This window comes from Streptomyces sp. NPDC034111, assembly GCF_055575375.1.
The window spans coordinates 1-23,206 of sequence record NZ_JBVIST010000033.1 but is presented as its reverse complement, the minus strand read 5'-3'; the positions used below and the strand labels follow the sequence as shown (position 1 = coordinate 23,206).

The following is a 23,206-nucleotide window of genomic DNA, read 5'->3' as shown; positions in this document are numbered from 1 at the left end:
CGCCCGTCGGAAGACGGGAGCTGTCGCGGCGCTCATATGGACGGGTGCGTGCAGCGCTTGGGTGCTGAACACCTACGGGGCGGGTGCTGTCCGGTTCGTCGCCATCATCGCCCTCAGCTCCAGCATCCGCGTGCTTGCCGAGATGTTCGGGGTGTTTGACCAAGGGCGTGAGGTGCGCGCACATAGGGCATCCTGTACCGATACCGCCTCGTGTGGGATGGCTCATCAAACGGACAGGATCCCCTATGTCTTGGTGGCCCTCATATCCACCACGTTCCTGTTGGTGCTGTACGCCGCATGGCCTTAGCTGACCTTCCATCGTGAATCGACGGCGGGAGACGAGTGTGTTCGGCGACGGTGAATCGGGAGCGCGCCCGAGCAACGTCTCCCGGAACTCCAGGCAGAGGCGCGTACCAAGATTTTTAAAGCTGGACCTTCGGCGATTCGTGCACGGTTGGCCATGGATCGGCAGGGCGGCTCATCCACGTCTGAGAGGCCTCGTTGAATAGCGGACCTCCGGCCGTCTCCCCGCCCCCGCCTGGATGTCTCGGCGCTTCAATCCGGACAGCGTTGGTGCAAGCAGAAATTTTCCACCCAAGAACGGACGAAGGGGCGTATGGTTACCTTCGTCCGGAGTGATCGAGTGCAGATGAGCGCAGGGAGCCGCTGGCCCTTTCGGCGCGGCACTGTGCATCGCCTGGCGTCACTCCCGTTCATTCTCACTGGGGGGGAAAGTGCGAAAGATTGCAGTACTGGCTGGACTGGCAACTGCGTTATTGATTTCCAGCCCTGCCGCCGCCACGGCGCACGATGAGACCGACAATCTCTACAGCGCGGAGGCATGCAAGATCCCTGGCAATTCGAAGTTCGACTTCCACATCTATTTCAACTCGGCTCAGACGGGTGCTTGGCGAAACATCGGATACTCCGTGTACAACTTCGCGGACGTGCCCGACGGGGTCGCCGGAGCTGCCTCGCCGCTCCGCTTCTGCAACTCAGGGGCAGGCGCGGGGCGGGGAATAAAGAACAACGCCGCTTCCGGCGAGAACTCGCACTACAAGTACACGGCGCGCGTCTACTTCAACAGTGGATTCAAGGGCGCGCAGGACGTCATGGCGCCGTACCAGTACATCGACCGGTTCGTGCACGTCTTCAATCAGAACGCCTCGTTCCAGTGGACCTGACGAAGGCGGGAAAAAGAGGGGGGAGTATGGGGAGCAGGAAGGTGAGACGGCGTGTGGGCTTACCGCTCGTTTCCGCTGCAGCAGTGGGGGCCGTGGTTCTCGGCGTGACCTCTATGAACTCGGGATCTTCTGAGGACGAGATGCCGGTGAGTGCTGCCGGCCAGCCGAAGTCGATCTCCGAGAAGGGGCAAGCAGGGGACGGGCCGGCCACATGGCATCTGCCGATTGAGGCTTACATACTGTCCAAAGCAGAAGTTCGCCTCATCACGGGTGCGCGGGACAGCTTGATCGACCAGTGCATGAAGAGCGCAGGGTATGACGAATGGACTCCTGCGCCGGACTTGCCCGAGGTGGGCGGCAAGTCGCTCGTGGACTGGCGTTACGGGATCCACGACCCGGCCTTGGCGGCCGCACGGGGCTACAAATCCGCCGCCGACGAGCAGGCGGCCTACGACCAGACGATCGGAAAGGGCGCTGTCGACGAATCCGGAGCCGATCCGAGTGTTCTGAAAGGGTGCGTCCAGCAGGCCGACGGGACGGTCCCGGCTAGCCAACAAGCTCCCCTGGCTCAACAGATCAGCAGTGAGTCCTACAAGGAGTCCATGAAGGACCCGGCCGTAGTGAGCGTCTTCACCAAGTGGTCCGCGTGCATGGCCGACAAGGGGTATGCATACCCAAAGCCCATGGACGCGAACGACGACGTCCGGTTCGCGGACCCGCACCGCGTGTCCGCGGAAGAGAAGGACACCGCAAAGGCAGATGTTGCCTGCCGCGAAAAGAACCATGTCGAGAAGACCTGGTTCGACGCTGAAGTGGCGCTGCAAAAGGCAGCCATCAAGGCCAACCAGAAGGCCTTGAACGAGGTGAAGGCCGCAAACAAGTCCGCTGCGACCAAAGCAGCATCAGTTGTCAAGTAGCGTCTCGACGGCAAGCCGACTGAGAGCCTCCTCCGGAGTATGCACGACCTCGTTCATGCTGGAACTCTGCGCTGATTGAGGTGCGCACTGCACACGCCGTGAACCTCTGACGTGGTGGGTGTGTGGTCGGGCCGGCGGACGACCCGACGGCGAGACAAGGGCTGAGCGCGGATGGCCGAAGCCCGACCACACATCAGGTGCCATGTGCGATGCCGCTGCCGCTGCACTGCACGACGGGGTCAGGCGCTGGGCTCGGCTGTCGCCGGAGGAGGATCTCCTCGTGGCTTGGCCCGAGGAGTCGCGTATCCGCCGATAGAAACCTGCCACGCCCGCGCCACGCCAGCAGACCGTCTGACCAGCGAGACAAGGCGCCTGACGACCCATCAGGACGAGCATCTGATGAGCGTCGCGAGCGGCAGTTCAGCGTCAGGGCATCGCCAGTAACGCCCACACCGCACATCACGCCCACAGGCTCAAAACCGCAGTTCAGGCGCCCTTAACCGCCTTCTCCAGCACCACAAGGCACTCCACATGATGCGTCATTGAAATCATGCTCCATCTCGCCGGACCGGGAGAACCTGCAGTTCAGGCAATCTTTCGAGGTTCATCGTCAGGCTGTTAGTACCCGGAGCGTCGAATGAGCGTCATGGGCCGCGCATGGCGACTCTGCCGACCGGCACACCGCGGCACCAGCGATCTAAAGGACCGCTACAAACTGGCGACTGTTTTAAACATCAGTGCACGACGGCACCCTGGCTACAGAACCACTTCCAGAAGAAAGCGACTCGGCCTGCCGGACCACGACACGTAGAGCCCGTCCCGGGCGCGGGTGCAAGCCACGAACAACAGACAACGCTCCGCCAGCAAGTCGGCCTCGTGTTGTAGACGGTCGACGTCCGACGGAGTCACCGCTTTGGGGAACGGCAGGGCTCCGTCGTGCACCCCGATGACAGCGACGCATCGGTATTCGAGGCCCTTGAAGCCGTGCATGGTGCCGACGCTGACGGCGTCCGCAGAGACCTCCGCGTCCCCGCGCAAGCGGACAGCCGGAACGCCGGCCGCCGTGAGGGCTTCGGCCGCCTGGTCACACGTCTTGTTGAAACGAGCGCTCACGCCGATCTCGGCGGACGGAATGCCGCTGTCCAGCCAGCCACGGACGCGCGTGACCAAAGCCTCCAGCTCAGCGCCCTGGGAAGGAGCCGCGTAGGTCTCAGGCCCCTGGCCGTGTAACGCCGAGCGGTAGCCGAGCAGCGTTTCGTGGTGACTGTCGTCCGCCAGCTCCGCGAACGGGCGACCGTGAAGGAGGGCTGTGGACCAACTGAGGATCTCGTGCGTGGAGCGGTAGTTCCTGCGCATCTTCGTCGAGCGTCCACTGACCTTGATCCCGATGGCCTTCAACGACACCTTCGTGTCGTAGATGCGCTGGTGCGGGTCACCCGCGATGAACAGATCGTCGGGCCGCGCGGGAGCGGCGGCCCGCAGCAGCCGCCACTGCGCGGGATGCAGGTCCTGAGCCTCGTCGACGATGACGTGCCGGTAGCTCGGACCCGACGCCTCCAGCAGATCCGCCGCCTCGGCGCAGGTCCCGAGGTAGGTACGCAACCCGTCCGCGGCGAGACGGCTCGTGAATTCCTCGACCGTGCGCCACACCAAGGAACGGCTTCTCACAGGCAGGGCGCTCCCCCGCCCCTTCCGCTCAGCGGCCTCGTACTCCTCACAGGTGCGGAGGTTGTGCGCCAGGATGACGTGTTTGTACTCCTGGGCGAGGAACTGAGCAGTCCCGGTGAATCCGGTGGCCCGAGCGGCCTGCTCCCAGCGGGCCTGCTCCTCGTCGCCGCGCAGTGGCCGCCGTGACGTCGACACGACACGCCCCGCGAAGGCGTCGACGGTCATGATGTCCACCCGGTCACGCAGTACCTCGTCCTCGACCAAGGCCGCAAGTCCGGCGCGCAGGGCAGCGACGAGCGCATTGGTGTACGTGGTCAGCAGGACGCGGTCTCCGTCGCGCAGGTGCCGCAGCAGATGGCGTACCCGGTGCAGCGCGACCACGGTCTTGCCGGTACCGGGGCCTCCGGTGACCTGGGCCGGTCCGGAGTACGAGGCCCGGTAGGCCACCTTCCGCTGGGAGGGATGCAGGAAGACACGCCATGCCTCGAAGGGCTTGTCGAGGATGTCGCGGAGCTCGTCGGAAGCGGTGACCAGGGCGATCCGGGTACGCGAGCGGTGAATGGCGGTCTCGTAGTCGGCGGTGTCGACCGGCTCGGCGGATCGATCGGCCAGGTTGACCGCGACCACGTCGCGCCACACGTCCTCCACGGTGAACCCCGCGGCCAGGTACTCCAGCACCTCTCGCTGATCCTGCGGGAAGAACGGCGCGAACGCCTCCAGCTGCTCCGAAGTCGTCAGGACACGGGCCTGGCGGAGAGTTGTGCCGTCGACCCCGAGAGCTGCCAGGTCACCGTCGGAGAACTTGGCGAAGAGTCGCTCCTCGGGGGCGGGCGCGATGCGCTCATAGGCCGGGGTGAGTTCGTCGAGCATGGCAATGTCGCGGATCTCGACGGCCTGGGTGACCGTGTTGATGCTCGCCTTCTGCTTGACCGCCCAGGCGATGGCCTTGTCGTGCGGCATCACTCTCAGCAGGACGTAGGTGTCCCCGCTCTCGGGGGCGAGGACGACACCGCGGGTGCCCTGGTCGATACGGATGGTGCGAATGTGAGGATCACGGGCCCGCTTGAGGGACTCCAGCTTCAGTCCCGGGTCCTTGAACAACTGCTCCAGGGTGAGGCTTTGGAACTTCTCCCAGGCGTCGAAGACACCTTGTTTCACCGATCCCTGGAGCTTGCCGAGTTGAACGCAGAAGGCGATGTCGAAGGCGAGGCGGGGCATGGCGGGCGGTTCTCCTCAAGCGGTTGCAAGGGCGCCGCGGCCACGCCCCACCGGATTTTCGTCAATCGCGGGCGGATTCAGCCGACTCGTCCTCGTCCGGTTCTTCGAGTTCTCCGAGGACCCTCCAGGCGAGGTCTGCGAGACTTTCGCCGGTCTCGGTGACCCACCGTGCGGTGCCCTGGTTGGCCACGGGCCGCTTTTCCCATTCGGCGAGTTCCCACATCCGGGTGATCAGGCCGGACGGTGAGTACTGCTTTCCGTCGGCGGCCCAGAGAATCGGCTTGGTGCGGTGCCTGGTCCAGCTGGCCCGGCCCCGCTTCTCGTCCTGGCCAAGCCAGTCCTTAATAGCCGCGACCTCCAGCGGATAGGCGGTGGACAGGACGAGCGGGGCACCCTCCTCGAGTACGCCCTTGTCGATGAGGACGTGCACCGCGTTGGGCCGGCGGGGCTTGCGCTGGGCGGGAACCCGGCGGTACCTGTCCGGTGCGGGCAGGCTCTCCGACGCGGCATCGGCCCGCAGTACGCATCTGACGACCTCTCGGCAGCGCGTGATGTCCGCGCACACGGCTCGGATCTGCGAGCGTTCGCCGTAGAGCTGGTCGATTGCCCCGGCGACCGTGGGAAGGATCTCTTTGACCAGGTCGGGGACCTGCTCCACGGCAGTCGTCGCCCATTCCTGCTTCGGGTCCGGCTCGTCGATGGACTCGGTGTCGAGGCGGCGGAAGACGAGATGGGTAAGGAGATAGAGGCCGTGCTCGGTGAGTGCTGCACCCCGGCCCTCGTATCCCGAGCGCACGACATGCAGCGTGCGGCGGACCTGCCGGAGTACCTGAACGGAGTTCCAGAGGAGATAGGCGCTGGGTTGCGGCCGGAACAACACGTCGTAGATGCCCTGCGAGCCACGTTCCCACAGCACGTCGAGCGTGGTGGCCATCCTGGCTGCGTACTGGCTGTCGGGGTGGGCACATGCGAGCGCACACGCCGCTTCGACCACAGAGCAGCCCGTGTCCTCAGTCGGGTCCAGTTCACTGCGACGGACGCTGTACTCCAGACCGAGTTCGGCCCGCATGTCCTCCAAAATGGCAGCCTGCACCGGGTCCAGGGCAATGAAGTCCCGTGCCTCCACCCGGTTCTGCCGGTTGGTCGCCTGGGTGGTCCGCTTGGCGAACTCCTCGGCCTTTCCCGTCACGATGATCCGGACGCCCACCTGGGCATCCGCCGCCGCGTCATCGGCAGCTACGGCCTCGGCCACCGACCGCACCGTCTGGGCGCCGTTCACAACGCTGGCGTTGTGCAGGGTCAGGGTGATCGGGCGGGCCTGAGGATTCCGGATCGCCTGATGAACCCGTTCCACCGACTCGCACAGGACGGTGACGCCGTTGTTGTAGTACCAGAAGCTGGCGGGCTCTTCGGTGAGGGTGCTGATCAGTTCGTTGTTGATCGGCGTTCGGCCGAGCGGATTGCGAATGTTCAGGTTGAACAGGTTCGCGCCGTGCTCCATCCACCGGGCCACCTGCTCGGCCTCGATAACGCCTTGGTACGACTCGTACGGGAGGCTGATGGTGAACCACGGGAAAAGGTCGGCGGTCAGCTCGACGGGGTTGGGTGCCAGGTCCTCCCGTACGGATTCCCAGACCTCGGGCCCCAGGATGACCCGGTGGTCCAAAACCTTCCCGTGGCGGTTGAACTCCTTCTCACCGTCGACCAACGCGTGACGGAAGCCCTCGCTCACCTCGTCGGCCCGCATCAGCACCGCAACCTGGGTGATCTTGGTCGGTCCCTTCGCCATGACAGCCTTGGCGTATTCCGCCAGCTGCCTACCGCGCGGGTTGAACGCGGCGAAGTCCTCGTCGTCGATCAGCCTCAGCCCCGCGAGCAGCTCCCAGACGGTCTCCCGCTCGCCCTTGGCTTTGCCGTCCTTGCTCCATTTGGCTTGGACGAGATAGACGTGCGGGTTCGGCCCATCCACCACCGCAATGGCGTCGATGCCCTTGTCAGCAATGCCGTCGATCACCGTGAGCGCCGCTTCCTGCGGGCTGAAGCCGGTGACGATCCGGACGGCCTGGGCGGTCAGGGCACGCGAGAGCATGCGCTTCTCAAGTTCCTCGTCCGTCTTCCCAGCCAGGTCACTTCCATCGATGAGCCCCGACTCCAGGTAGACGGTTTTCAAGGCCTGTTTCACCTGGCGGACCTGCAGGGTCACCTCCTGCTTGCCCCTCCCCGCGTGCGCAGCGTTCATGGCTTCCCGTCCTCCCCGGGCCGTCGTTGTGCTGTGGAACGACCGGCCCCGGTCAAGATCGTCCCACGGGCGCCGCGTGCTGCGTGGCGCCTTTCAGGAAGCCGACCCGTCGAGGTCCAGCCGGATCAGTGCCAGCGCCTCCGCAATCTCGGCGGTCATCTCGTCATCCGGCCTGTAGACCACGCACAGGTCCTCGTGCAGCGGCTCCAAGATGTGCATGGCCTCGGCCGCCCGCCCCTGCGCAAGCATCAGCATCCCGATGTCACGGCGCAGTTCGACGGCTTCTTCGCTCACGTCGCCGTCAACGGAGCGCACGACGCCGAGGATGCCCTGCAACGCGGCGAGCGCCTCCGTGACCTGGCCCAGTTCGGCTCGGCAGCGCGCGGCCTGCGCCCGACAGGCGCGGGCGTCTTCACTGGTGGGGCCGTTGATTCGGCCATAGGCGTCGGCGAGCGCGTCGAATTCTGGCAAGGCGGTCCGGTAGTCACCGCCCAGCAGTCGGATCGCGGCCCGCTGGGTACGCAGCTCCAGGACCTGCCGGCTCTCGGAGCCAAGGGCTCGCGCGGCCGGTTCGATGATCTCGCCGAGCACCTCTGCGGCCTGCGCGAACCGCTCCTCCTCCAGGAGGGCGTCCGAGTGCGCGTAAGCCTCCTTGATCTCCGCTCGGAGCGCACCGGGCGCCGCGGCGGGAGCGGCCGGTGCGGGCGACTGTCCGTCCGTGCCGGGGATGCGCGGCCCGGCCTGGGCTCGGGAACGTGGCGCGTACGGGTTGCGGAAGAGCCCGGTCGGGTCGGGTACGCCGGTCGGTCCGGCACCGGCCGGTGCGGGTGTCGCGCCGGGCGGTGGCAGGAAGGGTCGCAGCCGCTCGTACACCTCCTGGATGTCGGCGGGCCGCGCCTCCGGCGCCTTGCGCAGCAGGCGGAGGACGAGTTCCTCCAAGGCGGACGGGACATCCGTGCGCAGCTCGCGCAGCGGGGTGGGGGCGGCATTCACGTGCTGATACATGAGCACGTACTCGCTGTCCCCACTGAACAGGAGCTGCCCGCTGAGCAGTTCGTGGAGGATGCAGCCGAGCGCGTACAGGTCGGTCTGCGGGGTGATCCGCCCGCCCCGCACCTGCTCCGGCGACATGTACTGGTAGGTGCCGATCGGCGTACCGGTGGCGGTCAGCTTGGTCACGTCGGTCCGCAGGATCGCCGCGATCCCGAAGTCGAGGACCTTCACCGTCCCGTCGCGGGCGACGAGGATATTGCCGGGTTTGAGGTCGCGGTGGATCGCCGGCACCACGTGGGCGTGTGAGAGGACGGTCGCCACCTGCGCGGCGACGGCCGCCGCCCAGGCCACCGGAAGGGGACGGCCGGGCTGGACGTACGCGGACAGGGGCACCCCGTCGACCAGCTCCATGACGAGGAACAGCCGCTCCAGCGAGTCGTCGAGCACCGCGTCGTACACCTGCGGCACGCCCGCGTGCTGGATCCGGGCGGTGATCCGCGCCTCGCGCCGGAACCGCTTGGCGAACTCCTCGGCGAGCTGCGGTGAGCTGATGGCCTGCTGCCGGATCAGCTTCACGGCGACGGGCCGGTCGAGCACGGCGTCATAGCCGCGCCACACGTCCCCCATGCCGCCGTGGCTGAGCTCCTCCAGGAGTTCGTAACGTCCGGCGATTTTCTGCTGCGGCACCTTGCCCGCCCCCGTCGCGTCCTTGCGCCGGCATCCGTACACGGTGGTGGCGTCGGCCGGCCCGACATGGCCGGAACAAGTCTCGCGGGCGGGACGATCTACCGTCCAGAAAGTGCGCAAGGTTCGGCAGTTATGGCTGAGATACGCCCCTCGCCGAGTGGTCCCGCGGCCGGTCACACTCGGCCCACACGGTCTTGCCGGGCGCGCCGCAGGCACGGGGGGAACCAGCCCCAGCGCTCGGCGAGGCACTCGACGAGCAGCAGGCCGCGTCCGCCGGTGCGGTCGAGCCCGAGAGGGCCGGCCACCGGCTCCGGGAGCCGCTCACCGCGGGTGTCGGTGACCTCTACGCGCACGGTCGCGGCGTGGGCGGTGAGCCGCAGGAGGAAGTCCCGACCGGGCACCCGCCCGTGGCGAACGGCGTTCGCGGCGAGCTCGACGACAAGCAGGGCGAGCGTGTCGTGCGCCTCGGCGGCGTAAGGGATACCCCAGGCATGCAGACGCTCAGCGCAGAGGCGACGGGCAAGTCGGGCGCCCCGCGGAGTGGAGCTGAACCTCATCTCGAAATGGCGGCTGGAGCGGCTGAGTTGCACGGTTGGGGTGTCGCCCACGGGGTTGCTCGTCATGTCTCCACGGTGAGGCGTGGTGGCGTAGCGTGACCATGGGTGACGCGCCGTCGTCGGGCTCTTGGACGTGGCGGCAGGCGCGCTGTACGTGGCGGGAGGAGCGGCGGCGATGGAGTACGAGGACCGGGACGAACGCGAGCTGGTGGGGCAGCATCCGGAGGACGAACCTGGTTCGGGTGTAGTGACGGCGTTCGGGCGCCAGTTGAAGTTACTGCGGGTGCGGGCGGGGCTCGAACGGGCGGAGTTCGGGAAGCTGGTGGGGTACGCGGCCCAGTCGATCGCCTCGTTCGAGCAGGGGCGGCGTATTCCACCACCGCGGTTCATCGACCGGGCGGATGAGGTGCTGGGCGCGGGAGGCGTACTGATCGCGTTGAAGGAGGAGGTGGCGCGGGCGCAGTATCCGGCGTTCTTCCGGGATGCGGCGCGGCTGGAGGCAGAAGCCCTTGAGCTGTTCTTGTACGCGGTGCAGGCAGTGCCTGGGCTTCTGCAGACCGAGGAGTACACCCGCGCTCTCCTCGCGATGCGGCGCCCACTGCTGGACGAAGACACCATCGAGCAACGAGTGACAGCTCGCATCGCTCGTCAGGACATCTTCAACCGATGGCCAGAACCGCTGATGAGCTTCGTCATCGAGGAAGCGGTCTTCCGTCGTCCTTTCGGCGGCAAGGCTGTGATGCGCGGCGTGTTGGAACAGATCCTGCTGATCGGCCAAAAGCGCAACGTGGAGATCCAGGCCATGCCCACCGATCGCGAGGACCATGCTGGCGTGGACGGGCCGTTCACCCTGATCACGCGCAAGGGCGGCGACCAGGTCGCGTATCTGGAGGTACAAGGCCGCAGCATCCTGCTCACCGACCGGAACGAAGTCCGCTCCGTGGCTGCGCGCTATGGAATCATCCGATCCCAAGCTCTCACTCCGCGAGAGACCACGGGATTCATCGAGAAGTTGCTGGGAGAGCTATGAACACCGCACGGATTTTGTCCCCTGCGTCGGAACTCACCTGGCGCAAGAGCAGTTACAGCGGTGCTGAGGGTGGCGAGTGCGTCGAGATAGCCGCCACGCACGACGTCGTGCACATCCGGGACTCCAAGAGACCACTCGACGCCCCCGCGCTGACCGTAGGGCGCGAGGCGTGGGCCAGGTTCGTCGGGATGGCTTCCGGTACGCAGGCGTAGCAAACGGGTAGGACCGCGTACCCCTCAGTGGCGTACGCGGCCCCCACCTCCGTCTCAGTCCTCGTCGTCCACGCCCGCCTCACGGCGGATCATGCGCCATGCTGCGCGGCGTGCGCTGCGGTCCAAGTTGGACTTGAAGCTCCGGTCCGCGCCGAAGTACTGACGGCCCATGCCGGCGATGGTGTCGATGTGGTCGGCCATCTTGTCGGCGAAGACCTTGTCGAAGACCTTGCCGAAGTTGTCCTCGTCGTTGACGAGGGCCGCGGCCTTCACCTTGGCGTCTGCCTTGGCCTCGTTGAACGGCTTGGCAAGATCTTCCTCGGTGAAGTCCGTGCCGAACTTGGCGTTGAACTTCTCGATCAGCTCCGACAGGAGCGACTTCTCCGCCTCCTTGGCGCCGCCCGCGCCCTCGCCGAACCCCTGCATGAGTGCCGGGCCTTCGGCCGTCAGCGACACGTCGTGCTCGCCGGTCTTCTCGACCCTCAGGTGGCTGAGGTCCACCTCGCCTATGTCCACGCCTCCGTCGGTGCGGCCCCTCAGCCGGGTGAGGAGGTAGCGCCCGTAGAGGTGCAGCCGTTCCAGGTCGGCGTCGCGGTAGGGCACGATCTGGGCGAGGAAGCCGTACTTGCGTACGTAGTCGTGCAGATCGGCGCGGAAGTCCTCGGCCGTCTGGACGTGGTCCTCGTCCTCGTCGTCATCTCGCAGCGCCTCGTAACGCGCGACGGCCGGGGAGAGGATGCGGTACAGCTCGGCGTGCAGCTTCTCCCACCGGGCCTGCGATCCGGCGGCCTTCTGCTTCGCCTCGAAGAAGGCGGTGGCGAACTCGTCCATGTCCGCTTCCGAGATGATCGGCGCGGACATGACCCGGCTCTGCGCGGTGTAGAGGAGGTTGGGGTCCGAGGGGAGGGTCTGTGCTTCCTCGAAGTACGGGCGGAAGGCGTCCTTGATGTCCTCGGCCTCGTTGGCGAAGTCCAGGACGGCGAGGTCGGCCTGTGTCTTGCGCTCGGCGGTGCGGTTCAGCCGGGAGAGGGTCTGCACGGCGGAGATCCCGGTCAGCTTCTTGTTGACGTACATCGTGGTCAACAGCGGCTGGTCGAAGCCGGTCTGGTACTTCTCGGCCACCACCAGGATCTTGTACTCCTGCTTGCCCTTCGCCCCGGCCTTCACGGCCTTGTCGTCGGCGCGGGTGTAGCCGAACGCCTTCGGGAGCGCGCTCTCCGCGAGCCCACCGTTCTCCTTCGGCTCGGTGGTCTCCTCACCGTCGATGGTGAGCGATCCGGAAAACGCGACCAGGACGCCGAGGTCCGGGAACTTGGTGTCGTAGTCCCGGTCCTTGATGTAGCTCTTGATGGCCCGCGCCATCTGGGCGGCGGACTGGCGGGACGCGGTCACGACCATCGCCTTGGCGCGTCCGCCGAGGCGTCCGCGGGTGTGGCTGACGAAGTGCTCGACGATCACCTGGGCGTGCTGGGAGACGGTCGAGTCGTGGGTGAGCGCATGTCGGGCGAGAAGCGGGTTCGCCTTGGAGGGGTCGACTTCCTTCTCGTCGGGGTTCTTGTTCACCAGCTTCCAGTACGTGTTGTACGTGACGTAGTTGCGCAGGGGGTCGAGGATGAAGCCTTCCTCGATGGCCTGGCGCATGGAGTACGTGTGGAAGGGCCGGTAGGTGGTCTTGCCGTCGATCTGCTCGGGGGTACCGAAGAGTTCGAGAGTCTTGGCCTTGGGGGTGGCGGTGAAGGCGAAGTAGGAGAGGTTGGCCGCCTTGGACCGGTCCTCCGCCTTCTTCATCAGCTGCTCGGTGACGGTGAGGGTGGTCGCACCAGGGTCCTCCGAGTCCGAGTCGAGGCCGAGATCCCGCAGGGCCGCGCGGACGGCCGTGGCGGCGTCGCCGGACTGGGAGGAGTGAGCCTCGTCGAGGATGATCGCGAAGGTGGTGCCCTTGATCTCCGTCGGGTTGCGCTGGATGTAGTCGAGGAGCGCCGGGAACGAGTGCAGGGTGACGGTGACGATCTTGCCGGTGTCGCGGGACAGGGCGCGGGCGAGCTGCTCGCTCTTGGCGCCGCTCTTCTCGTCGATCTTCACGACCAGACCGTCGGTCTGCGAGAAGCTGCCGACGGTTTCGCGGAGCTGGGCATCCAGGTTCCGGCGGTCGGTGATGACGATGACCTTGTCGAAGACGGGTTCGCCGGGCTTGATGAGACCCGCGGCCAGCGCCTTGGTGTCGAGGGCGCGCGGGTCGGTGTCCGCGTGGAGGTCGGAGAGGCGGTGCGCGAGCCAGCCGATGGTGTTCGACTTGCCCGAGCCGGCCGAGGCCATGATCAGGTAGTCCTGCCCGGCGCCGTGGGTGGCGGAATGGGCGGTCAGCTTCTTGACCACGTCCCACTGGTGGAAGCGCGGGAAGATCGTCGTCTTCTCGGTCTTGGTCTTCTGCTGATGGACGAACCGCTGGAGCAGGTCGAGCCAATTGTGCCGCTCCCAGACCTGCTCCCAGAGGTACGAGGTGGCGTACTGGCCGAAGGCGGCGGGCGCAGGGTTGCCGGCGCCACCGGGGAGACCGGGCCCCTTGGAGCCCGTGTTGAAGGGAAGGAAGCGCGTGTTCTTCCCCTTGAGCTGGGTGGCGACGAAGACCACATCCGGGTCCACGGCGAAGTTCGCGATGACGCGGCGCGTGAAGATCAGCTCGGTCGGGTCGCGGTCCGTGCGGTACTGCTCCTTGGCGTGCTCGGCGCCCTGACCGGTGAGGGGGTTCTTCAACTCCGCGGTGGCGATGGGGATGCCGTTGAGGAAGAGCGTCAGGTCCAGCTCGTTGCCCCAGTCGGCCTGCTTGGTGGCGTAGCGGAGCTCACGGACGACGGTGAGGCGGTTGGCCCGATAGCCCTTGAGTACGGAGTCGTCGGGCACGAGGTTGGGCTTGAAGTAGGCGACGCGGATGCGGACGCCACGGTCCTTGACGCCGTTACGGAGGACGTGGAGCAGGCCGTCATCACTTATGGCCTTGTCGAGGCGCCTGGCGAAGCCGCGCTCAGCCTCGTCGGCGTTGCCGTAGACGGTCCGGAGTTCATACCACTCGTCGGGCTGGGACTTCTTGATGAACTCGAACAGCTCGTTGGTGTCGAGCCCGAGATCAGCCGTGTAGTCCTGGGGCCGCGCCTCGCGCCACCCGTACTCGGGCTCGGGCGCGGTCATGGCGGCGACTATCGCGGAGCCGAAAGCGGACTCGTTGTGGATGGGGCTCATACAGTGACTCCGTCCGTTACGTTGCGTCCGCTGGCGGTGGAGACGTCGAACTGGCCGGTTACGGCGGCGGTGATGAGGGCTTGGCGGCGTTCGGCAGCCAGAGCAGCCGAATGCTCGACTGCTTCCCGCAGAGGTCGGATCTTTGTAATCCAGGAACCGACTTCGCGTTGCTCGTCTCCTTCCACGACCGGGATAGGAATACGCCCGAAGAGATCCCAGTTACGGAAGTCAACGGCCCTTTCCCGCGTGCTCGTCGCGAAATTGCCGAGATATCCTTGGAGGGCCAGCAGACGAAGTAGCCTGCCAAGATAGCGGGCGTCACCGTCGCGTACCGGGACGCAGACATGGTAAACGGGGCTGCAATTTCCAATTGCCTCCGATACCCCAATCGCCCCGGCGAACCCGTCAAGACCATGGATCACGATGTCGTCCAGTCGAACATACTGGCCTTGCAATTCGTTCGATGCCGAAAGTGTGTAGCCCTCAGCTCGTCGCTTGCCGCGTTCCGTTACATGACCATCTCTAAAGGCGGTCACTACCCCGACCCCCGGGGCTGCTGGTCGGTTAACCTTCTTCAGGATGCGCCTGATCGGCAAAACAGGAGCCCCCGACGCTGGCCCCACCAAGGCACTCGCACCAATACGCCCCAGAACCCGACTATTGATTCGCTCTTCCAGCAGAGCGACCAAGAGCCTCTTCTTCGAAACCAGATTTTCGATCTTTGCTGACTCTGAATCAAGGAAGGCGGCGATGCGACACTGTTCATCTACCGGAGGCACCGGGATCCTAATGTCTCGAGCGACGTCCAGGTTGATTCGAGCCCGCGTAGAACCCCGCGTAAGCGTAGCTACTTGCTGCACCACCGATGACGAGTTCAACGCCCATGCCGCATATCGGTGCGTAAGCCGAGATTCATCCAGCCGCGCCCGGAAGCAGTCTGCTTTCACGATGGCAGGACCAATGCTACCGGGTGCAACGCATGCACGACCGGCTGGATGATTTTCATCTCCGAGCCCAGCGATAAGCAGGTCACCCGGCCTCACTTCGTGACGCCGCAACGCCTCAAAGTATTCAAGCGGAATGTACGCGGCATCATCATCCCTGAACCTCGCTGAACCAATGTTGCCGAGCCGGATGACGCGAGCACCGTCATCGGCATAGTGGCTACTCGTCAGCGAACTACCAAATGGGCCATCAGTGATCTCATCGACAAAGCGCCTGAGTGAAATCAGCTCGTACGGGGGGCTTACCATGTTGTTCACCCAGTCACTTCACCAAGTAGAGTCTGGATCTCCGCCTCCAGAGCCTTCAACTCCGCATCGATCTCCGCCAACGGCCGCGGCGGCTCGTACACGTAGAAGTGCCGCGTGACCGGAATCTCGTAGCCAATCTTCGTCTTCGTGTGGTCGATCCACGCGTCCGGAACGTGCGGGTGTACCTCCCGCTTCAGGTACTCCTCGACGTCCTCCCCCAACGGCACGTTCTCGTAGTCCCGCAACTCCGCGTCCGGCTCCGGCTGGCCCTTGACGAGCTGCACCTCACCCTCCGGGTCCCGGACGCCCACCGTGTCCCGTACCGCCTTCGCGAACAGCGCACCGGTCGGCCAGAGCAACCCGGCCCCCACCACCGCGTCCTTCAGCGCGATCAGCGCCTCGGACTTCGTCGCCCACGACGAGCCCAGCAGCGTACGCACCGCGCCAACGAAGGCGTCCGCGTCCGCCAGCTTCTGCACCGGCTTGGCCGCCGCCAACGCAGCCAGCGTCTCCTCCGTGACCTCGAAGCGCAGCTTCAGCGGCCGTTCCACTGTGATGCGCTGGTAGCCGAACGTCTCGTTCTCGAAGACCTTGACCTTGCCGTGGAACGGGTGGTCAGGGTCGGCCGCCGCGCTGATCGCTTCCTCGTACAGCCGCGTCACGTCCGCGATGTGCTGCTTGCCGAGTTCCTTGCGCTTGTCGCCGAGCGACTTGCGCATCTTCTGGAACTGGTCGCGCGCGTCCAGCAGCACGACCTTCCCCTTGTGGTCCGGGGACTTGCGGTTCGTCAGGATCCAGAAGTACGTGGAAATACCGGTGTTGTAGAAGAGCTGGTCCGGCAGGGCGACGATCGCCTCCAGCCAGTCGTTCTCCAGGATCCACCGACGGATCTCGGACTCACCCGAGCCGGCCGCACCGGTGAACAAGGGCGAGCCGTTGAAGACGATCGCGATGCGGGAGCCGCCCCGCCCCTTGACGTCCACCGGCTTCATCTTCGAGATCATGTGCTGGAGGAAGAGCAGCGAGCCGTCGTTGATGCGCGGCAGGCCCGCGGCGAAGCGGCCGGCTTCGCCCAGGTGCTGGTGCTCGTACTCGACCGCTTCCTTGACCTTCTTCCACTCCACGCCGAACGGCGGGTTGGCCAGGAGGTAGTCGAACCTCTCGCGCTTGTGGCCGTCGTCGGAGAAGGAGTTGCCGTAGGCGATGTTCTCCGGGTCCTGGCCCTTGATCATCAGGTCGGAACGGCAGATCGCCCAGGACTCGGGGTTGAGTTCCTGCCCGTACACCTCCACCGTGGCGTCGTCGTTGTACGCCTTGATGTGTTCCTCGGCCGCGCTGAGCATTCCGCCCGTGCCGCACGCCGGGTCCATCACCGTACGGATCACGCCGGGCAGGCTGAGCGCGTCGCCGTCGGGCGCGATCAGCAGGTTGACCATCAGCTGGATGACCTCGCGCGGGGTGAAATGCTCGCCCGCCGTCTCGTTGGACTGTTCCGCGAACCGGCGGATCAACTCCTCGAAGATGTAGCCCATGTTGTGGTTGGACACGTTCTCGGGGTGCAGGTCGAGATCGGTGAACTTGCCGATGACCTTGTAGAGCAAGTCGGCGCCGGCCAGCTTCTTGATCTGCTGGGTGAACTCGTACTTGTCGAGGACCTCACGGGCATTGTCGGAGAAGCCCGCCACGTAGATCTGAAGGAGCTGCGCCGCGTTCTGCGGGTCGGCGGCGATCTTCTTCAGAGTGAGATCGCTCTTGTTGTAGAAGGAGTGTCCCGAGGCGCGGCGCAGGAAGTGGTCCGTGTCCATGTCCTGGCCCTCGAAGCGGGCGACCTCCTCGGCGACCTTCTGACGGGTCGGCTCCAGGACGCATTCCAGCCGGCGCAGCACCGTGAACGGCAGGATGACCTTGCCGTAGTCGGACTGCTTGTAGTCGCCGCGCAGGAGGTCGGCGACGGACCAGGCGTGATTGGCCAGTTCCGTGTGCTTACTGCTGTTCAAGGGTTCCCCGGTTTCCTTCCGTGCCGTTCCGCGCATCGAGTGCGGGTGCGGACAAGTGTGGTCTATGGGCGGGCGCTCAGGTGGCGATCAGGACGAATCGGCGGTCGACGAGCCCGGACGGGGCGGCGGCGGGATCAGCGCGCCACCCGTGAGGCCACCCGACAGGAGGCCGGCCGTCTCCTCCGCGAGCCGCGTCGCCTTCCGGGCCTGGGCGCGCAGGGCGTGTACGTGCCGGAACGCCCTGCCGTAGCGGCGCTGTTCTTCGAGGGGCATGAGAGGGATGCGCAGGCGCCCCGGCGCGACGTGCAGCACCGTGCTGCCGGTCGAGGCGCCCGCGATGTTGTCCTCGGAGTCGAGGAATCCGGCCAGGAACCAGGGGTCCAGGCGGGTGGGGTCGGGGCGGAGGAGATGGACGTTCGGGCCGAGGAGCGCGCCGGTGTCCGGCTCGTCCGCGACGCGCACCATCGGACCGGTGCCGCCCGCGACCGCCCGTACGAGGACGTCGCCCGCGGCGATGACGGGTGCGGCCTCGGCACGCAGCTCGGCCGGGTCGCCCGACGGGGCCGAGCCGCTGGCGATGTCCGTTCCCGTGAGGACGGAGGTGACGGGGGAAGGCGCGGCTCCGCCGTCGGCTCGCGGTGTCTTCGGGTCCGGCACCGTACGCAGCAGGGTCAGCGCGCCGCCCCGTGCGAGGTCCGACGCGGTCGCCGTACGCCATTCCTTGACCGAGGAACCCGCCGCAACCCAGCCGGTGGGGCCCGCAGCTCGCACGAGGGACTGGGCTGCCTCGGTCAGCTCGCGACGCCCGGTGTCCGCGCGGGCGGCCAGTTCGGCGGGGTCGATGTCCGTGCGTGAGCTGCGGACCTGGCGGGCGGGGGTGAGGTCGACGAGGTCGTCGAGGAGGTCGACAACGGGCACCGCGCGGGCAACGGCGGGTTCGCCGGTGAAGGCGTCCGGGGCGGTGGCGAAGGCTTCCCAGTGGGCGAGCGTCCGTGCGCTGAGTGCGGTCCAGTTCAGGGGGCTGCGAGCGGAGCCGGTGCGGGTCGCGACCGCTGGGCGACCGGGCTCGCTGCCCGCGGCGGTCCCCTCGGCCGCGCCCGCTGTGTCGATGAACAGCACGGACTTTCGTTCCGCGCCGCCCGGTTCCGGCCGCTGCAGCGCCCAGAGCTGCAACCCCACGTGCAGCGGCGGGGCGGCCCCGGCCGGCAGTGCGACCACGGCCCGTACAGCGCCGCTGCGCAGCAGCTCCGCCCGGACCCGGCGCCCTGAGGCGCGAGTAGCGGTGGCGGGCGGGAGGATCAGCACCGCCCAGCCGCCCGGGATGAGGTGAGCGAGTGCGTGCTGGATCCAGGCGAGTTCCGATTCTGCGCGCGCGGGGACGCCGTACGCCCAGCGCGGGTCGTAGGCCAGTTCGTCGTGGCCCCAGTCGCGGTCACCGTAGGGCGGATTGCACAGCACCGCGTCGACCGTGAGACCGGGGAACGCGTCGGCACGCAGGCTGTCGCCGTCCCGGACGGTGATCTCTGCATCGGGGGTCTCCAGCAGCAGGCCGACCGCGCTGCGCTGGGCCTGGACGGCAAGGGTGTCCTGACCGTAGAGCTCGGTCGCGCCGTGCCGGGCCGCGGCCTCCAGCAAAGTACCGCTTCCGCACGCCGGGTCCAGGACCCTGCGTACAGAGCGCGGGAGCAACCGGGCAGCCAAATCCGCCAGTTGGGCCGGAGTCTGGTAGGTGCCGCTCGCGGCGCTGTCCTCCAGTTCCCGTTCCGCGAGTACGCCGAGCGCGGCCTGGCCCCCCTCGTCCCGTACACAGCGGAGCAGGGCACGCAGGGCCGCGCCATCCGCGGGCGTGAAGCGGATGGCGTCGGAGCCCGGGACCGTGCCCGCGAGTGCCTTCGCCTCAGCTGTGGCACGAGCGGCGAGGTCGTCGTCCGTGAGCTTCGTGAAGGTGGTCAGGTCGTCGGGGGCGTAACGCGAGGCTGCGAGGACGAGCGGCAGTAGCGCGGTTCCGCCGGCGGCTGCCCCTTGTGCGTGCAGACGCAGGGCCGTGCGGAACTCCTCCCGCGGGCCGGCGGTCGTCGTGTGGCCCCGCGCGGCCAGCCACGCCTGTACCGCCTCCAGGTCGTAGAGCGGGCTGCTTTCGGTCCCGCCGGACGGGGACGGGAAGTCGTCGTGCCTCCGCCGCCAGTTGCTGACGGTGGCGCGCGTGACCCCGGCGATGCGCGAAATCTCGGCGGCCGTCACGTGGGCGGCGGATGACTGCGGCATGGCGGGATGAGCCTCTCAGTGGCGGTGAACTGTTAACAACTTACAGCGGACGTCAAATCACGGAAGCCGTTTGACGCTGCTTTCACGGTCATGCTTCTCTGTTAGCGCTTCCACTCGAAGCGAAGACCGTCACTTCCTGGAGGGGGACCCAGCCATGCACCTCACGATGCCCACGACCGCCATCGAAGGCACACAGCTCACCGTGATGCCGTTCCGCCCCGATGCGGTGATCGGAACGATGGGGCTGCCGACACTGCTCCAGCTCGTCCCGTCGCCGCGGACCGAGGAGGACACGCGTGCCCTGAAGTACGCGTCCGGCACCCTGCGCCGGCACGCCGAGGTACGCGCCCTTGTTCAGCGCATGCTGAAATCGACCCAGAAGGGCCGCAACGTCACCTCGTACGCCGCGTACATCGCGTCGGGAGTCAACGGCGAGTACGGCTCGGGCTGGTCCACTCCCCCGATCACGCTGTGGCTCGACGGGCAGCCGGGTGCGGTGAGCGACGAACTGATCCCGGGCAGCGGAATTCGCACGGTCACCGTGCTCCCCGGCTCCCCCGTCGTCGCCATCGACGGCGAGACCCAGGTCACGGCCTGGCACGAGCTCTACGACAGCCCGGAACGCTTCGGCATCACATACGAGAAGCTCACCACCGTACGGCTGCCCTACGAGCTGTACTTCGGGCTCACGGTCGAGTCCGCGCGGCAGATCTTCTACGACCGCAACGTCGAGGGCGTACCGGTGGCCAAGAACCTGGCGATGTCGATGGACCAGCGGGACATCGGCACCCAGCTCGCCCACCGGATCGGCGAGACGGTGAAGGTCGAGCACGAGGGGAGGATCATCCCGTTCGGCAAGCTGGTGCAGGGGCGCAAGCGCCAGCTGACGAAGAGCGACCCGGAACTGATCACGCTTTCCGCGCTGCGCGTTCTCGTGATCACCGCGCTGCACGGGCGGGCCGGACTGGCGCTGACGTCCTCCACTCTGCACGACGACAGGCTGCCGCAGGGGGTGGACGCGGAGCAGGCCGGGCAGAGGCTGGTGCCGCTGCTGTCACGGCTCGTCACACGCCTCTATCCGCATCTCGTGGCGCGTACGGCCGTTTCCGCGCCCGCGGTGCTGGCGGGTCTCGGCATCGCCGCCCACCAGGCGACCGGCTGGGCGACCGCCGGCAGGGCACTGACCGAGGAGGAATTGTTCGCACTGTTGGAGCCGGTGCGGTGGGAGCGCGAAGCGGCGTACTGGGACGGGGTGGCGGCCAGCGCGAACGCCTCCGGCGTTCTCAACTTCGGTGGTGGCGCCAAGGATTCGGGCGGTCGTGTCGCGGACGCGTTGCTGCACCCCGACCGCGAGTACGGGCGCCGGATCCGCGGCTGGTAGCAGGTTGCAGGCTACCGAACTGCCTTGTATCCAGGCCGCGTTGGAACAATTCCAGGGCAAAGAGCGCCAGAGTTAGGATGCCCGTGCTCGTCGATCAAGGAGGCGCCCATGGTGAGCACAGAGAGGCCCGAACTGCTGCCGGACTGCGAGGTACCGGCCCGCCGCCGGCGACCTGACGATTTCGTCGAGACCTGTTTGACTCGCTTCGCCGACGACTCGCTTGGCGACAACTGGCGCATCAGTAGCCTGCAGGCGTGCTCGATCCGTGGCGGTTCGGCGATGGCAGCGGCATCGTTCATGGTGGAGACTGGCGGCCCTTGGCATGACGACCTACGACGCATCGCTCGGGAGTCAAAGGTCGGCTTCGAGCGACCGGATTTCACATACGCGGACTACACGGTCGGACTCTGCTATGTCGCGGGCACGAAGGGCGTCCCTGCCGGCCTGCGTCACCGGGCAGCAAACGCCCTGGTACACCGAGCGGACGAAGCAGGCTATGCAGAGGCTCGAAGTCTCCTGTCCAAAAACGGCTGGGGTTGGCTCGCGGACGCCGTGCGCGAGGGGTGGGCCGTATGGACCGCACACCTCTTCGCCGCCGACGAGAACGCCGCTCTCACCACCCGTCTGAAGGTTGGTCAGGCACTCGCCGAACACGATCACCCCGCCGGATACGTACCCGACTCCCTCGAACGACTCGTCGCCCATCCGCAGGCGCCGAGTGCGGACCGTCTGGCTCTGGCGGCCGCCGTGGCCCGGCGCGCTCCTAGAGACAGCGTGGCCCTGCTCAGGAGTCTTGCGTCGGATCCCCTCGCCCAGGCTAGGCACCGCATGCAAGCCATCGGGCTGCTTGAGGGGATCGACCCGGTTGCGGCAGAGAAGATGCGCGCCCTGCAGACACGCCTGCCGTCCGGCCGGACAGCTCGCGGTCAGCACCGAGAGGCCGCCAAGCGCGCTGAGCGGGAAACCGCCGCTCGGAAGGATCGCGAGGCTCCGGAAGCCGTGGTGTCGCGGCTTGAGTCAACGATCGAGGAAATCCTGGACGACTTGGTCAACCGCGGGTCGGCGGATTGGTTGGGTGACCAGCTGGACAACCACATCGCGGAGACCGACTGGGAATGCGTCGCTCAGGACATCGCTGATATCTGTGGCGTGGCCCGCGCCGAGGACTTCTCATCCAGCCTCGACCTCCTGGAGATCCTCACCAAGATCAGGTACGGCGACGACACGAGCCCGATCCTGCAGGTCTCTGGCCTCGACGCAGCGGGCGACAAGGAAATCCCTCGGTTGACTAAGGAGGACCTGGAGGAGTATGTGCAGCAGGAGGGGGAACGGGCCTGGCGCCGCTGGCAGGACCTCATAGGGAAGCACGGCTGGAACGAAGACCGGCTCGAAGAGCTCGACGACAAGTCGATCGAGGTGAACCAGGATCTGACCGACGCGGTCCGCCAGAAAACCGCCGATCACCTGCGCAAGCTACGGCAGCACCTGGTCTGGGAGCTGTGGCCCACCCTGATGAGTGCCGTGAGAGAACGTGACTACGCCGGAGCTCGTGGACATGTGGCAAGCGCGCGTCTCCTCGCGAACGAGGCCGAGCGCGCCGAAGCCCTTTGGAGGGAGACGACTGTCCACTCCTTTTCCTTCGACCCGCTGACGTTGTCCTGGCCTCGTGATCTCTGGCTGGTCTTCGAGGAATGGCAGAGTGCCAGGCACTAAAAGGAGCGGGAGGAGTCCTTCGCGCCACATGCCATGCGGATGCCCAGACCTTCGACAACCAACGCACTCCCTGCCAGCTTGCGTGCGATCCGATCACCGGGCAGACGTACGAAAACCCCCGTCCTTGGGGACCCTCTGAAGTCTGGTCACCCTGAGCGAGTGAATCGACGACGAACGCCGCCCTGCCCACGGACTTGCGACGACGCCGGCACCACCGATTTCCACACCTGGGCCGTGGCCGTGACGATCGCCGTACGATCAGATGCACATCTGACAGGCCTTCATATCGAGGGTCACTTGGGCGTCAGGGATCCGAATAGGCGGGCTGGCCCCACGGTCGATCCATTCGCCTCTTCGCCAGTAACGCCTCAAGTCAGGTGTATTGAGGCAGTAAGGCTTTCCACTCCACTCTTTGGATGACCGGCAAGAGGTCGAGCACCGCAACCAAGCGTAAAACAGCTGGTCAGAGACTCTTTGCCGCCGGCTCAAGGATGGCAACACACTCCACATGATGCGTCATAGGAAACAGATCAAACGCCCGCATCCGCCGCGGCACATACCCCGCCTCCCCGAAGTACTTGAGGTCGCGGGCGAGGGCGGCCGGGTCGCAGGCTACGTAGGCGATGCGGCGGGGGGTGAGGGTGGTGAGGTGGTT

General features: G+C 66.5%; 14 protein-coding genes and 1 pseudogene. 6 read left to right on the top strand and 9 right to left on the bottom strand.

Going from position 1 to position 23,206, the window contains the following annotated elements:
* Positions 1–734 precede the first annotated feature (734 nt).
* A complete protein-coding gene (locus tag ACZ55A_RS36515; protein WP_468849326.1) occupies positions 735–1,184 on the top strand; it encodes a hypothetical protein in 450 nt (149 codons plus the stop codon).
* A gap of 53 nt (positions 1,185–1,237) precedes the next feature.
* Positions 1,238–2,101: a hypothetical protein gene (locus ACZ55A_RS36510; protein WP_468849324.1), complete on the top strand. Its 864-nt coding sequence runs from the start codon at positions 1,238–1,240 to the stop codon at positions 2,099–2,101.
* Between the two features lie 756 nt (positions 2,102–2,857).
* Here the strand turns inward: ACZ55A_RS36510 and ACZ55A_RS36505 are convergent.
* The 4 genes from ACZ55A_RS36505 to ACZ55A_RS36490 all read right to left on the bottom strand — a co-directional run bounded on the left by ACZ55A_RS36505 (position 2,858) and on the right by ACZ55A_RS36490 (position 9,529).
* Positions 2,858–4,987 carry a UvrD-helicase domain-containing protein gene (locus ACZ55A_RS36505; RefSeq protein WP_468849323.1) on the bottom strand — a complete coding sequence of 710 codons (2,130 nt, stop codon included), beginning with the start codon at positions 4,985–4,987 and terminating at the stop codon, positions 2,858–2,860.
* 61 nt (positions 4,988–5,048) lie between these two features.
* Positions 5,049–7,190: an AIPR family protein gene (locus ACZ55A_RS36500; RefSeq protein ID WP_468849321.1), complete on the bottom strand. Its 2,142-nt coding sequence runs from the start codon at positions 7,188–7,190 to the stop codon at positions 5,049–5,051.
* Between the two features lie 129 nt (positions 7,191–7,319).
* Entirely contained in the window at positions 7,320–8,906 is a 1,587-nt protein-coding gene (locus ACZ55A_RS36495; protein WP_468849319.1) for a serine/threonine-protein kinase, read from the bottom strand.
* A 173-nt stretch (positions 8,907–9,079) separates the two neighbouring features.
* Entirely contained in the window at positions 9,080–9,529 is a 450-nt protein-coding gene (locus tag ACZ55A_RS36490) for an ATP-binding protein (RefSeq protein ID WP_468849317.1), read from the bottom strand.
* Positions 9,530–9,638: 109 nt separating this feature from the next.
* Between ACZ55A_RS36490 and ACZ55A_RS36485 the strand changes: the two genes are divergently transcribed.
* Entirely contained in the window at positions 9,639–10,493 is an 855-nt protein-coding gene (locus ACZ55A_RS36485; RefSeq protein WP_468849315.1) for a helix-turn-helix domain-containing protein, read from the top strand.
* On the top strand, positions 10,490–10,705 hold the full coding sequence (locus ACZ55A_RS36480) for a DUF397 domain-containing protein (protein ID WP_468849314.1): 216 nt from the start codon (positions 10,490–10,492) through the stop codon (positions 10,703–10,705). Before ACZ55A_RS36485 ends, ACZ55A_RS36480 begins: the two co-directional genes overlap by 4 nt.
* A 54-nt stretch (positions 10,706–10,759) precedes the next feature.
* Here ACZ55A_RS36480 and ACZ55A_RS36475 read toward each other — a convergent pair whose 3' ends face one another.
* From ACZ55A_RS36475 to ACZ55A_RS36460, 4 genes are all read right to left on the bottom strand, one after another.
* Complete coding sequence (locus ACZ55A_RS36475; RefSeq protein WP_468849312.1) at positions 10,760–13,942, bottom strand: type I restriction endonuclease subunit R; 3,183 nt, start codon at positions 13,940–13,942, stop codon at positions 10,760–10,762.
* Entirely contained in the window at positions 13,939–15,195 is a 1,257-nt protein-coding gene (locus ACZ55A_RS36470) for a restriction endonuclease subunit S (protein WP_468849332.1), read from the bottom strand. The genes ACZ55A_RS36475 and ACZ55A_RS36470 overlap by 4 nt, the downstream gene beginning before the upstream one ends.
* 5 nt (positions 15,196–15,200) lie before the next feature.
* Positions 15,201–17,192, bottom strand: coding sequence for a type I restriction-modification system subunit M (locus ACZ55A_RS36465; RefSeq protein ID WP_468849311.1), 1,992 nt, complete (start codon positions 17,190–17,192; stop codon positions 15,201–15,203).
* Between the two features lie 87 nt (positions 17,193–17,279).
* Positions 17,280–19,457, bottom strand: a complete 2,178-nt coding sequence (locus tag ACZ55A_RS36460) for an N-6 DNA methylase (protein ID WP_468849309.1) — start codon at positions 19,455–19,457, stop codon at positions 17,280–17,282.
* A gap of 154 nt (positions 19,458–19,611) precedes the next feature.
* Here ACZ55A_RS36460 and ACZ55A_RS36455 point away from each other — a divergent pair, with 154 nt between their 5' ends.
* The gene (locus ACZ55A_RS36455) at positions 19,612–20,838 is read left to right on the top strand and encodes a ParB N-terminal domain-containing protein (protein ID WP_468849307.1); all 1,227 of its coding nucleotides are present in this window, start codon (positions 19,612–19,614) and stop codon (positions 20,836–20,838) included.
* A 108-nt stretch (positions 20,839–20,946) separates the two neighbouring features.
* Positions 20,947–22,551, top strand: coding sequence for a hypothetical protein (locus tag ACZ55A_RS36450; protein ID WP_468849306.1), 1,605 nt, complete (start codon positions 20,947–20,949; stop codon positions 22,549–22,551).
* Positions 22,552–23,014: 463 nt separating this feature from the next.
* Here ACZ55A_RS36450 and ACZ55A_RS36445 read toward each other — a convergent pair.
* A pseudogene (locus ACZ55A_RS36445) lies at positions 23,015–23,206 on the bottom strand (RNA methyltransferase); the annotation flags it as partial.